The sequence below is a fragment of the Thioalkalivibrio sp. AKL12 genome (assembly GCF_000377925.1).
Lineage (GTDB): Bacteria > Pseudomonadota > Gammaproteobacteria > Ectothiorhodospirales > Ectothiorhodospiraceae > Thioalkalivibrio > Thioalkalivibrio versutus.
In genome coordinates this window covers 1-12,074 of record NZ_KB898891.1, presented here as the reverse complement: position 1 = coordinate 12,074, position 12,074 = coordinate 1, and the positions used below count along the sequence as shown (strand labels likewise).

11 protein-coding genes and 1 pseudogene are annotated in these 12,074 nt (G+C 66.0%); 5 read left to right on the top strand and 7 right to left on the bottom strand.

Annotation, left to right across the window (positions count from 1 at the left end; translation table 11 throughout):
• Positions 1–54: 54 nt before the first annotated feature.
• The 3 genes from D579_RS0102575 to scpB are packed head-to-tail and all read left to right on the top strand — an operon-like array spanning position 55 to position 2,882.
• Positions 55–1,275 carry a tryptophan--tRNA ligase gene (locus D579_RS0102575; protein ID WP_018951017.1) on the top strand — a complete coding sequence of 407 codons (1,221 nt, stop codon included), beginning with the start codon at positions 55–57 and terminating at the stop codon, positions 1,273–1,275.
• Between the two features lie 15 nt (positions 1,276–1,290).
• Positions 1,291–2,160, top strand: a complete 870-nt coding sequence (locus D579_RS0102570; RefSeq protein WP_018951016.1) for a ScpA family protein — start codon at positions 1,291–1,293, stop codon at positions 2,158–2,160.
• Positions 2,157–2,882, top strand: a complete 726-nt coding sequence (gene scpB / locus D579_RS0102565) for an SMC-Scp complex subunit ScpB (protein ID WP_018937863.1) — start codon at positions 2,157–2,159, stop codon at positions 2,880–2,882. Before D579_RS0102570 ends, scpB begins: the two co-directional genes overlap by 4 nt.
• A 2-nt stretch (positions 2,883–2,884) precedes the next feature.
• Here scpB and D579_RS0102560 read toward each other — a convergent pair whose 3' ends face one another.
• Positions 2,885–3,625: an FKBP-type peptidyl-prolyl cis-trans isomerase gene (locus D579_RS0102560; protein ID WP_018951015.1), complete on the bottom strand. Its 741-nt coding sequence runs from the start codon at positions 3,623–3,625 to the stop codon at positions 2,885–2,887.
• 326 nt (positions 3,626–3,951) lie between these two features.
• Between D579_RS0102560 and D579_RS0102555 the strand changes: the two genes are divergently transcribed.
• Positions 3,952–5,283 (top strand): sulfite oxidase, encoded by a 1,332-nt coding sequence (locus tag D579_RS0102555; protein WP_018951014.1) that lies wholly within the window; start codon positions 3,952–3,954, stop codon positions 5,281–5,283.
• A gap of 9 nt (positions 5,284–5,292) precedes the next feature.
• Complete coding sequence (locus D579_RS0102550) at positions 5,293–5,619, top strand: hypothetical protein (RefSeq protein WP_018937860.1); 327 nt, start codon at positions 5,293–5,295, stop codon at positions 5,617–5,619.
• A 101-nt stretch (positions 5,620–5,720) separates the two neighbouring features.
• Here D579_RS0102550 and rlmKL read toward each other — a convergent pair whose 3' ends face one another.
• From rlmKL to D579_RS14155, 6 genes and pseudogenes are all read right to left on the bottom strand, one after another.
• Complete coding sequence (rlmKL, locus tag D579_RS0102545; protein WP_018951013.1) at positions 5,721–7,943, bottom strand: bifunctional 23S rRNA (guanine(2069)-N(7))-methyltransferase RlmK/23S rRNA (guanine(2445)-N(2))-methyltransferase RlmL; 2,223 nt, start codon at positions 7,941–7,943, stop codon at positions 5,721–5,723.
• An 82-nt stretch (positions 7,944–8,025) separates the two neighbouring features.
• The gene (locus tag D579_RS0102540; RefSeq protein ID WP_018951012.1) at positions 8,026–8,811 is read right to left on the bottom strand and encodes an ABC transporter permease; all 786 of its coding nucleotides are present in this window, start codon (positions 8,809–8,811) and stop codon (positions 8,026–8,028) included.
• A 4-nt stretch (positions 8,812–8,815) separates the two neighbouring features.
• On the bottom strand, positions 8,816–9,721 hold the full coding sequence (locus tag D579_RS0102535) for an ABC transporter ATP-binding protein (protein WP_018937858.1): 906 nt from the start codon (positions 9,719–9,721) through the stop codon (positions 8,816–8,818).
• Positions 9,722–9,856: 135 nt separating this feature from the next.
• On the bottom strand, positions 9,857–10,303 hold the full coding sequence (locus D579_RS0102530) for a DsrE family protein (protein ID WP_018168570.1): 447 nt from the start codon (positions 10,301–10,303) through the stop codon (positions 9,857–9,859).
• Between the two features lie 300 nt (positions 10,304–10,603).
• Positions 10,604–11,050, bottom strand: coding sequence for a DsrE family protein (locus D579_RS0102525; RefSeq protein WP_018937856.1), 447 nt, complete (start codon positions 11,048–11,050; stop codon positions 10,604–10,606).
• Positions 11,051–11,243: 193 nt separating this feature from the next.
• A pseudogene (locus tag D579_RS14155) lies at positions 11,244–11,981 on the bottom strand (DMT family transporter); the annotation flags it as partial.
• Between the last annotated feature and the right edge of the window lie 93 nt (positions 11,982–12,074).

The following is a 12,074-nucleotide window of genomic DNA, read 5'->3' as shown; positions in this document are numbered from 1 at the left end:
GACTGACCGGGCGTGGACGCGTCCGTTTTATTCTGAGAGGAAGGGATAGATTCCGTGAGCAGTAACCAGGGTACCAACCAGCGCGTGATCTCCGGCATGCGCCCCACCGGGCGCCTGCATCTGGGCCACTACCACGGTGTGCTGAAGAACTGGATCGAGTTGCAGCACAACTACGAGTGCTTCTTCTTCGTCGCCGACTGGCATGCGCTGACCACCCATTACGAGGATCCGGGTGACCTGCAGCAGCACGTGACCGAGATGGTCATCGACTGGCTGGCGGCCGGGGTGAGCCCGGGTTCCGCCACGCTGTTCGTGCAGTCGCGCGTGCCGGAGCACGCCGAGCTGCATCTGCTGTTGTCGATGATTACCCCGCTCGGCTGGCTGGAGCGGGTACCGACCTACAAGGATCAGCAGGAGCAGCTGCGCGAGAAGGATCTGGCGACCTACGGATTCCTCGGCTATCCGGTGCTGCAGAGCGCCGACGTGCTGGCCTACCGCGCCGGCATGGTCCCGGTGGGCGAGGACCAGGTATCGCACCTGGAGGTCACGCGCGAGATCGCGCGGCGCTTCAATCACCTCTACGGCCGCGAGCCCGGCTTTGCCGAGAAGGCCGAGGCGGCCGCCGACAAGATGGGCAAGAAGGCCGCCAAGCGCTACCGCGACCTGCGCAAGCGCTTCCAGGAGCAGGGCGAGGAAGAGTCGCTGGAGGTTGCCCGGGCCATGCTCGATTCGCAGCAGAACATCTCGCTGGGGGATCGCGAGCGCCTGTTCGGCTACCTCGAGGGTGGCGGCAAGATCATCCTGCCGGAGCCGCAGCCGCGCCTGACCCCGGCCTCGAAGATGCCGGGCCTGGACGGGCGCAAGATGTCCAAGAGCTACGGCAACACCATCAGCCTGCGCACCGAGCCGGCCGAGGTGGAGAGCCTGATCCGTACCATGCCGACGGACCCCGCGCGGGTGCGGCGCACCGATCCGGGGGATCCGGAAAAGTGCCCGGTATGGGACCTGCACAAGGTCTACACCGATGCGAGCCAGCGCGAGGAGCTGTACGCCGGCTGCACCACGGCGGGCATCGGCTGCCTCGACTGCAAGCGCCCGCTGATCGAGGCGGTGCAGGCCGAGCTGGAACCCATCCAGCAACGCGCGAAGGAATACGCCGAGGATCCGGCGCTGGTGCGCTCCATCATCGTCGAGGGCTCCGAGGCCGCCCGCGAAGAGGCCCGCGAGACCCTGGAAGAGGTGCGCCGGGCCATGGGCCTGGACTACCTGCGATGAGCCAGAGTCTGAGGCATGGACCCGTACGCTGACTCGAGCGACGACCTCGAGCGCCCCGCGACCGTCGAGACCGGCGCGCACGGGGAGGTGCTTTATCGGGTGCATGGCGAGCCGGTGGCGGAGCTGCCGGCCGATCTCTATATCCCGCCCGACGCCCTGGAGGTCTTTCTCGACTCCTTCGAGGGGCCGCTGGATCTGTTGCTGTACCTGATCCGTCGCCAGAACCTCGACATCCTGTCGATCCCCATCGCCGAGATCACTCGGCAGTACATGGGCTATATCGAGGTAATGCAGGCCCTGCGCCTGGAGTTGGCGGGGGAATATCTGGTGATGGCCGCCCTGCTGGCCGAGATCAAGTCACGCATGCTCCTGCCGCGGCCGAAGGAGGCCGAGGCAGACGAGGATGCCGACCCGCGCATGGCGCTGATCCGGCAGCTGCAGGAATACGAACAATTCAAGATCGCCGCCGAACGAGTGGATGCCCTCCCGCGCATGGATCGCGATGTGTTCGCCGCTGGCGCCAGCGTCGAGGCGCTCGAGGGCCCGCCGCCGCCCGGGCCGACGCTGGACGAGCTCATGGAGGCGCTGGCGGCGGTGATGCACCGCGCCAGTCTGATGGCGCACCATCATGTCTCCACCGAGCAGCTGTCGGTGCGCGAACGCATGTCGAACATCCTCGACAGCCTGCATCCCGAACGCTTCACCGATTTTGTGACCCTGCTTCTGGCTACCGAGGGGCGCCAGGGAGTCGTGGTGTCGTTCCTGGCGGTGCTGGAGCTGACCAAGGCGGGCCTGATCGAGTGGGGCCAGAGCGAACCCTACAGCCCTATCCGGTTGCGCCGGCGTGGGGCGCCCGTGGGAGACGAAGGGGGAACGCCGGCGTGAACGAAACCACTGTATCGGGTGTGCAGGTGTCTGCCGCCGCTGTTGATGACGAACAGTTGCGGGCCGTCGAGCTGGCGGTGGAGGCCGTGCTGTTCGCGGCCGCGGAACCGGTGGGGCCGCGCGACCTGAAGGCTGCCTGCGAGGACCTTGGCGAGATCGATCAGGCCTTGCTGGAACGGGCGCTGGGTCGTCTGCAGGAACGCTATAACGATCGCGCGATCGAGTTGGTGCGCTCCGCTGGCGGGTATCGCTTCCGCGTGCGTTCGCGCTTCTCCGCGACCGTGCAGGCGGCCCAGCCCGAGCGCCCGGCGCGGCTGTCACGGGCCCTGCTGGAGACGCTGGCGATTATCGCCTATCGCCAGCCGGTCACCCGCGCCGAGATCGAGGCTGTGCGCGGGGTGGCGGTCAGCACCGGGATCATGCGCACGCTGCAGGAACGCGAGTGGGTACGGGTGGTAGGGCACAAGGAGGTGCCGGGCCGCCCCGCGCTGTACGCGACCACCCGTAGCTTCCTCGACGACCTGGGTCTGCAGCGCCTCGAAGAACTGCCGCCGCTCGATCAGATCCGCGACCTGGCGGATGTGGCCTCCGACGCGGGCCTTAGCCTGTCGCCACCGGACGCGAAAGAAGACGCCGGTCCGGGCACGAACCAGCGTCTCGATTTCGATGACGGGGATGCCGATCCGGATCCGGAGCCGGCACCCCCGACGCACTCACTCTGAGATTAGCACTGGGCCGTTTCGGCGGTTTCCGGGCAGTCGTGCTGTACCAGGCGATCGTCGTCCAGCCATTCCATGATGCCGTCGGTCACGTTATAGACGTTCGCGTAGCCAAGGCCGTCGGCCAAAGCGCGGGCGAGGGCACCGGTGCGGTTGCCCACGCGGCAGATCAGTACGACATCCTCGTCGGGCTTGACCAGATTGGTGAACTGCTCGCCAAAGGTCGGGTTGAGCTCGCCATTCTCGTCGAAGGCGGTAATGCGATGGCTGCCCTCGATCACGCCGGTCTCCGCCCATTCGTCCGGACGGCGGATGTCGACGATGGTTGCGCCCTCGCGGATCTTCTCGGCCAGGCCTTCGTTGTCCAGCCCGCTAAACGGTGCGCGTTCGATGTCGAGGATCTCGACCTCGAAGCGCAGGGTCGCGTTGGACGGGATGATGTTGCCGGCCCCGCGTTCGCCATAGCCGAGTTCCGGCGGGATGACGATCTCGCGCTTGCCGCCTTCGCGCATGCCCATCACGCCCTGTTCGAAGCCCGGGATCACCTGGCCCGCCCCCAGCGTGAGCGCAAATGGCGCGCCGGACTCGCGGCTGGAATCGAACACGCTCCCATCTTCGTCCAGCGTCCCGGTGTAATGCAGGATGGCCGTGTCATGGCGCACGATCCCGGGCCCTTCGCCGGCTTCGATTTCGTGGATTTCGATGGATGCTTCCGACTCTGCACTGGCAATGCCGCCTGCGAGCATTGAGCCGATCAGCGCCGCTGTAAATATAATAAATCCGGAATATGCGGAACGACAAAACTTGATCTTCATTGTGTAGCATCCGTTAATATTTAAAAATATTAATAAATTATTGGTATCAGCAAGTTGCGATGTCCAGTGGGGCGCTATTCTACACCACATGTCAGTGATCGAATACAGGCGTTATGTAGAAGTTTCTGGATCTTGTAAAAAATCCCCATTTTTTATTGCAGGCTTTGAAGGCGTTTGCTACAACTCCAAGTGGCTGTCCCAGGGAGAGAGGGGCAGTACATGAGATTTTGTTCCGAGAACAAGCCGGAGGCAGGCAAATGACTGACCACAAGAACGATGGTTCCGAGATGGACCGCAAGTCCGAAGAAGAAACCCGGGAAACCGAACAGCTGACCGAGACGGGCGCGGCCCGTCGCGGGTTCCTGGGTCGCCTGGGCAAGGGCGGTGCCGCCCTGGCCGTGATGGGTCTGGGCGCGGAAACCGCCATGCAGACCATGTTCCAGCGCAGCACTCTGTCCAGCGCCGTGGCCGCCGGCATCGAGGGCTTCCACGTGGAGGGCAAGGTGGACGGCGTTATCTGGCTGAATGACCGCCCGATCAACGGCGAGCTGCCGCCGCACCTGCTGCATGACGAAGTGACGCCGTTCCCCAATATGTTTGTCCGCAATAACGGCGTGCCTCCGGAGAAGGCCGGGATCGACGCATCCGCATGGACCCTGACGGTCCACGGCGAAGCGGCGAACGAGGAGAAGTCCTACACCATCGCGGACCTTAAGGAGAAATTCGAGCACCACACCCTGCAAATCTGGATCGAGTGTGGTGGCAACGGGCGTGCCGCGTTCGAGCCGTCCCCGCGCGGTAACCAGTGGGATCTGGGTGCGGTTGGCTGCCCGACCTGGACGGGTGTGCGTCTGCGCGACGTGCTGGAAGACGTCGGTTACGACGCCGACAAGGCCGAGTACATTGGCTTCAAGGCCGGTGACGCGCACCTGAGCGGCCGTGATGATCTGGATGCGCTGTCGCGTGGCTGCCCCATGCGCAAGGCCGTGGAAGACGAGACCCTCATTGTCTGGGCGATGAATGGCGAAGACATCCCGGAACAGCACGGCTATCCGCTGCGCCTGATCACCCCGGGCTTCCCGGGTTCCGCCAGCGGCAAGTGGCTGACCGAGATCCTCGTCCGTGATCGCGAGCATGACGGTCAGGGCATGACCGGCCACAGCTATCGCGTACCGCGTCATCCGGTGGAGCCGGGTGCCGACGTGCCGAACGAGGACATGGTCGTCCTCGAGGAAATGCCGGTGAAGTCCCTGATCACCTATCCGCAGACCGGTGCCGAGACCTCCGTTGGCAGCACGCTGAAGGTTGCGGGCAAGGCCTGGGATGGCTATGGCGATGTCGAGGAGCTTCATGTGTCGACCGATTTCGGGGTGACCTGGCAGAAGGCCGACCTGAAGCGTCCGGTGAACAAGTTTGCATGGCAGACCTGGGAGGCGGACATCGAGTTCTCCGAACCCGGTTTCCATCAGGTGTGGGCCGTGGCCACCAACAGCAAGGGCGATCGTCAGCCGATGGTGCTGCCGGGCTGGAACCCGCGGGGCTACGGCAACAACAAGGCCCACCACATTGATGTCCGAGTCAAAGCCTAAGGAGCCCTAATGAAGTCGAAGATGGTCCTGTTGTTGCCGGCCATCCTCGGCCTCCTCTGGGTGGTGCCCGCGACCGCGGGCGACCACGTCGAGGCCGCCGAGGAATACGAGACCGATTCGGAAACCGGGCTGATCAAGGCGCCGGGATTCGATACGGTCAAGAACAATTGCACGGTATGTCACTCGGCCCGGTTGTTCACCAGCCGTGGGTACACGCGCAAGATCTGGCTGGAACAGATCCGCTGGATGCAGGACACGCAGGGGCTCTGGGAGTTTTCCCCCGAAGTGGAGGAAGAGATCCTGGACTACCTGGAAACCTTCTACCCACCGAATTGATCGTGACACGGTGAAGACAAAACGCCCCGGGTTTTCCCGGGGCGTTTTTTTGTGTGTGCCCTGTGTAGGCGGGGCGCCGTTGCCCTCGGCGCCCCGCCTCTTTATTCGCGGCCTGCGTGCGTGATGGCCCAGCAACGATGGGGCGGGGGCGGGCGTCGGTAGTCCTCGTCCAGGGTCTCGCGGGTGATGTCGCGGGCATGGAGCCCGGTCAGGGCCTCGTGGTCCAGCTCGAAGCGGCGGCGGTTGGTGGAGAAGTAGAGCACGCCGTCCGGGGTGAGCAGGCGCGCCGCCAGGAGGATCAGGTGGGCATGGTCGCGCTGCACCTCGAAGTCGTCTTCGGTGCGCTTGGAGTTGGAGAAGGTGGGCGGATCCAGGAAGATCCGCTCGAAGACCATGCCGGGGGTGTCCGTGGCCCCTTCCAGCCAGTGGATCACGTCCTCGCGCAGCAGGGCGTAGGTGCCGGGCTGGCGACGGCTGCGGCCATCGCGGATCTCGGCCTCCAGGCCGTTGGCGCGGAAGTTGTCCTCGGCCCACTCCAGGTAGGTGTTGGACAGGTCCACCGAGACGGTCTGGCGGGCACCGCCCACTGCGGCATGCACGCTGACCGCGGCGGTGTAGCAGAACAGGTTCAGCAGGCGCAGGCCGCGGCATTCCTGTTGCAGGCGCAGGCGCATCGGTCGATGGTCCAGGAACAGCCCGCTGTCGAGGTAGGCATCCAGGTCGACCCACAGGCGGCAGCCGTGCTCGTGCACCGGAAACGGAGCGGGTTGGGCGGTCTCCGCGCGCTGGTACTGCGAGCGTCCCTTCTGTGCCCGGCGCTGCTTGTAATGCAGGTGGGCGGGTTCGATGCCGGTAACCTCCAGCATCGCGGCCAGCGCGCCGCGCAGACGCGCCTCGGCGCGTGCGGGATCGACGCTGGCGGGCGCGGCAAACTCCTGCACATGCAGGTGAACCGTGCCGTCCTCGGCCTCGTAGCGGTCGATCTGCAGGGGGTATTCGGCCAGGTCGGCGTCGTAGATGCGATAGCAGGTGATCTCCTGGCGCCGCGCCCAGCGAGCCAGGTGACGCAGGTTCTTCTGCAGGCGGTTGGCGAAATCCGGCGCCGGGGCCGCGGCCGGCTCGTCGCGCCGATGGATCTCGAACTGCAGCAGGTGGCAGGCAAGGGTGCCGTTGTAGAAGCGGTGCTTGTGGCTGGCGCGCAGGCCCAGGCGTTGCGAGTCCGTGGTGTCAGCCACCAGCAGGGCGACATGCCAGCCGCCGAAGGCGCTGCGCAGGCGCTCGCCCAGCAGGCTGTAGAGCTTGATCAGTTCCGGGGTGTTGCCGATGCGCTCGCCGTAGGGCGGGTTGCTGACCAGCATGCCGTGGTCGGCCGGGGGCTCCAGGCTCAGGGCATCGGCCTGCTCGAAGCGCGTGCAGTCGCGCACGCCGGCGGCCTGGGCCGCCTTGCGGGCGGCGGCCACCGCGCCCCGGTCGCGGTCGCTGCCCAGCAGCGGCGGGCCCTGCCAGGGGCGCACCGCGTCACGCGCCTCGGCCACGCAGCTGGCCCAGAGCCCGGCGTCGTGGCCGGACCAGCCATGGGGGCGGAAACCCTCGCGCAGCAGGCCGGGGGCGGTATGGGTGGCCATCAGGGCGGCCTCGATCACCAGGGTGCCGCTGCCGCAGAAGGGGTCGAGGAACTGCGCGTCGGGATGGGTCTCCAGGTGTTCCGGCCAGCCGGCACGCATCAGTAGTGCGGCGGCGAGGTTCTCGCGCAGCGGGGCGTCGCCGCCGCTGCCGCGATAGCCGCGACGGTGCAGGCCACCGTTGCCGAGGTCCAGGCTGATCTGGGCCTGTCGGCCCTGCAGTTGCAGCAGCACGCGCACGTCCGGATCGGCGGCGTCCACGTCGGGGCGTTCGCCGGCGGCGTCGCGGAAGGCGTCGGCGATGCCATCCTTCACGCGCACCCCGGCGAAATGGGTATGCCCGATGTGCGAACTCTTGCCGGTCACATCCACCGCAAAGGTGGCGTCGAGCCCGAACAGGGCGGGCCAGTCCAGGGCCCGGCTGGCGACGTAGCAGGCATCACCGTCGGGTTCGTCGAAGCGTACCAGCGGCAGCAGGATGCGGCTGGCCACGCGGCTGCCGAGCAGGCAGCGGTACAGCGTGGCGAGATCCGCGTGAAAGTGGATGCCGGCGCGGTCTTCGCGCAGGTCCAGGGCACCGAATCCCTCCAGCTCGCGAGCGACCAGCGGGGCGAGCCCGCCGGCGGCCGTGGCCAGATACTCGCGGTGGTCGGCCGTCGGGTCGAAGGGGGCAATCGGTTCGCCGGAGGAAGACTCGGTCATCGTGGGCTCGGGCTGGCTGGGAAGCCCGACATTCTGGCACAACCGGGTGCCGTGCCGGAGCGGGACCGGGGGCTCGCGGCGTTCAGCGCAGCAGGCGCCGGCGGATCAGGTAGGTGGCCAGGATGATGGCGCTCCCGCCGTAGGCGGTGATCACGGCCAGGTGCGGCAGCCAGGCCGCGGGCCAGGTGCCGGTCATCAGTGGGCGCACGATCTCCAACACATGCGCCAGTGGCAGGGCCAGGGCCAGGCCCTGCACCCAGCCGGGCAGTTCGGTCAGCGGAAAGAACACCCCGGACAGCAGCAACATCGGCGTGACGGCCAGGGTGAAGTAGTAGAGGAAAAAGTCGTAGCTGCGCGCCAGGGCGGTGATGACCAGGGCCAGCGCGCCGAAGGTGAACGCGGCGAGGAAGATCACCGGCAGCGCCAGTAACGCGCGGGCATCGGCCACCAGCCCCAGCACGCTGGCGACGATCAGGATGGTGATGGCGCTGATCAGGCCCTTGGTCGCGGCCCAGACGGCCTCGGCGAAGACGATGTCGTCCAGCGTGAGCGGGGTGGCCAGCATGCCCAGCCAGGTGTTCTGTTCCGCCATGCGGGTGTAGGCGGAATACATGCCCTCGAAGCTCGCGGTGAACATCGCGGAGGAGCAGATGATGCCCGAGGCGATGAACACCATGTAGCGCATGCCGTCGAGATCGCCCACCAGGCTGCCGAACCCGTAGCCGAAGGCCAGCAGATACAGGATCGGCTCGCCGAAATTGCCCAGCATCGACGGCACGATCAGCTTGCGCCAGACCAGAAGGTTGCGCCGCCAGACGGCGACGAAGCGCAGGCTGGGGCGGGGCAGGATGGGGTGGGCGCCGGACATGGGCTCAGTCCCTCAGCTCGTGGCCGGTGAGTTTCAGGAAGACGTCTTCCAGATCCGCCTCGCGCAGGGTGGGCTCGTGGCCGAGCGTGCGCAGGCGCTCGCGCAGGCGGTCCGGCTCGGCGGTATAGACCAGCCAGGTGTCCGCTACCTGGTGGGCCCGGTCCTTCGGGCCCAGTTCGCGCTGCAGGACCTCCCCGGCGTCCGCACCGCCGACGGTCAGCACCCAGGGCTCGATGTGTTCGGCGATCAGCCGGCTCGGGGCATCACAAGCGATGATGCGGCCGTGGTCGATGATCGCGATGCGGTCGCACAGTTCCTCGGCCTCTTCCATGTAGTGGGTGGTCAGCACGAGGGTGACGCCCGAGGCGCGCAGCGCCCGAAGCTGGCGCCACAGATGATGCCGGGCCTGCGGGTCGAGACCGGTGGTGGGCTCGTCCAGCACCACCACCTCGGGTTCGTTGATCAGCGCACGGGCCAGGGTCAGGCGCCGCTTCATGCCGCCGGACAGGGCATTGATGCGCGCGCCGCGCTTGTCGTTCAGGTTGACCTGCCCCAGCAGCCGGTCGATGCGCGACTCCACCTCCGGCCCGGCCATCCCGAAATAGGCGGCGTAGGTGCGCATGTTCTCGATCACCGTGAAGTCGGGATCGAGGGTGTCGAACTGGGGCACGATGCCGAGGCGTTCGCGCACGGCGCGTTCGCCTTCCGGCATGGGCAGGCCCAGGACCTCGACCTGCCCGCCGTCGATCGGCGTCATGCCCAGCAGCATGCGCAGGGTGGTGGTCTTGCCAGCACCGTTGGGACCCAGCAGGCCGAAGAACTCGCCGGGGGCAATCTCCAGATCCACGCCGTCCACGACGGCAACGCCGTCGTACGCCTTGTACAGCTGCTGAATGCGGATGGCGGACACGGCGGGACTCGTGGCGGATGGAGAATGCATACCATACCGATTCGCGGCGGTACCCCCAATGTCCCTCTGTGAAGCCATGAAAAAGGCCCGGATCTCGCGATCCGGGCCGATCTTTCGGCACGTTTTCGGAATGTGTTAGGGCCGGCTGTAGGTATAGCCCTGGTGTTGCAGCCAGGAGATGTGCGCCACGCCGCTCGGGATTACGTCGTCTTCGGAGGCGTCGAAGAGTTCTTCGAGGGCGATATTGCGTCCGCGCAGGGTGTTCGCACAGACCTGGAACTCCACGTTCTGCATCTTCAGGTTCTCGATGCGGCCGCGCAGGTTCTCGTTGGTGTTGGCAGTTTGCAGCAGCCCGAGGCCGTCCCCGTGCATCACCACCTTGATCTCCATGTTGTCGGCGCCCACGGCGTTGATATGGTTCTGGATGTTGCCCATCGCGGCCATGTAGCGCCGCTCGTCGTCGTAGTTCACGTGGTAGATCACTTTGTGCGTGCCATAGTCGAAGTCGCTCGCGGCCGCCAGGCCGGGGATGCCGAGCACCATGGCGAGCAGGGCGGGAAGGAGCAGTTTCATTGCGTTCATTGCACAGGTTCCTCCTGAAACAACAACGAACCCGGGCGGGTTTGAGGTGCGCCACGGGGCCTTGCGCCGGGGTTGGCGCGCTGCGATCGGGGACTTCGCGGTGAAGGCGATCGACAGGTATGAATAAGACGCATCAGCCATGCGCCTATTCCCGTCTGCAGCGCCACAAAAAGGGTCATGTGCCGTGTGGGGCGGGTTTGCGAGTGGAGTCTAGTTGCACAAAGAAAAGGGCCCGGGAAGACCCGGGCCCGAAGCGACGACCGGGAGATGGCGGTCGCCGCGGTGCTTGCCGCAGGGGTATTACGGACGCACGTAGGTGTAGCCCTGCTGCTGCAGGTGCGACAGGTGGGCCACGCCGCTCGGGATGATGTCGTCCTCGGAGGCGTCGTAGAGATCGTTGGCAACATCGATGTTCCGGCCAACGACGGTGTTGTTGCACACCTGGAAGTCAACGTCCTGCATCTTCAGCTGATCGACGAAGGCCTTCAGGTCCTCGTTCGATTTGGCGTGCTGCAGCAGGCTGAGCCCGTTGCCGTGCATCACGACCTTGATGCTCATGCGGTCGGCGCCCACGGCGTTGATGTGGTTCTGGATGTTCCGCATCGCGCCGATCTGCCGCTGTTCGTTGTCGTGGTTCACGTGATAGACGACTTTCTGTTCGGAGTAGCCGTTGTCGGCGAGGGCGGCACCCGGCAGGGCGAATACGGCGGCCGCCATGGCCAGCGGAAGGATGAAGCGTTTTTTCATGATCGGGCTCCTGCGTTTGTTCCCGTGTTTTGTTTTCGATACGCCCGGGGCGTATGCCGCGTTGCAATCAGAGACCGGATCCAGGCGGCGTCCATGCCTCTGGTGTCCGGTTATTGGGTAAGACGGGAACCGTTGGCGATTATTCCGATAAAATACAAGATAAGCATTTGATATAAAGTCGAAAATTAGAATATTAGCGTGAGCTTTTTTGGTGCATGCCCCAGGTTGCATGCACGGCCAGGGTGAGCAGGACCAAGCCGCCGGCCAGTAGCGTGAGGGTGCCGGGGGCCTCGGCCAGGAACAGCCAGACCCAGAGCGTGCCGAACACCGCCTCCAGCACCAGGAACAGGGCCACCTCGCCGGCCGGCAGAAAGCGGGTCGACAGGGCGATCAGGGTCAGCGCCAGGGGGAGCTGGAGGAGGCCCATGATCGCCAGGACCGCGAGGCTGTCGAGCCCGACCGCGAGTGGCGTCGCCAGCGGCCATGCGATCAGCGCGGCCAGCATCCCGCCCGCCGCGATCACGGCCAGACGGTCCACCCGGGGCGAGCGGCGCAGCAGGGTCAGGTTGATGCCGACCACCAGGGCCGCCAGCAGCGCCAGGGCGTCGCCCAGCCAGCCCCCGGCCTCCAGCGAGCCGGCCAACACCCCGCCGATCCCGCCGATAGCGATCAGCATGGCGATCCAGGTCCGCAGCGGCACCCATTCGTGCAGCAGCAGTCCGGAGAACACGGCCGCGAACAGCGGCGAGGCCGCCAGGATGACCACCACGTTGGCGACCGTGGTGTGCAGGATGGCGAGCACGAACAGGATGGTGGTCGCCGCGAATCCGGCCGCCACCCAGCCGGCATCGCGCCCGCCCAGTCGCAGGTGGGTCCAGGCCCAGCGCCCGTCGAGGATCCGCAGCAGCAGGGTCAGGGCGAGGGCCATTGTCGCCTTCCCGTAAATTCGGTCCATTGAAAACTGGAGGTCTCCGGGCACACTAGAGCCAAAGGAGGCCGAGATGCGCAAGAGTCGGTTTACGGA

Coding starts and splice junctions, on each gene's coding strand:
- D579_RS0102550 (WP_018937860.1), top strand. CDS start 5,293: ATGAAGTCGAAGATGGTCCTGTTGTTGCCGGCCATCCTCGGCCTCCTC.
- D579_RS0102560 (WP_018951015.1), bottom strand. CDS start 3,625: ATGCTCGCAGGCGGCATTGCCAGTGCAGAGTCGGAAGCATCCATCGAA.
- D579_RS0102555 (WP_018951014.1), top strand. CDS start 3,952: ATGACTGACCACAAGAACGATGGTTCCGAGATGGACCGCAAGTCCGAA.
- D579_RS0102530 (WP_018168570.1), bottom strand. CDS start 10,303: ATGAACGCAATGAAACTGCTCCTTCCCGCCCTGCTCGCCATGGTGCTC.
- D579_RS0102570 (WP_018951016.1), top strand. CDS start 1,291: ATGGACCCGTACGCTGACTCGAGCGACGACCTCGAGCGCCCCGCGACC.
- D579_RS0102540 (WP_018951012.1), bottom strand. CDS start 8,811: ATGTCCGGCGCCCACCCCATCCTGCCCCGCCCCAGCCTGCGCTTCGTC.
- D579_RS0102525 (WP_018937856.1), bottom strand. CDS start 11,050: ATGAAAAAACGCTTCATCCTTCCGCTGGCCATGGCGGCCGCCGTATTC.
- rlmKL (WP_018951013.1), bottom strand. CDS start 7,943: ATGACCGAGTCTTCCTCCGGCGAACCGATTGCCCCCTTCGACCCGACG.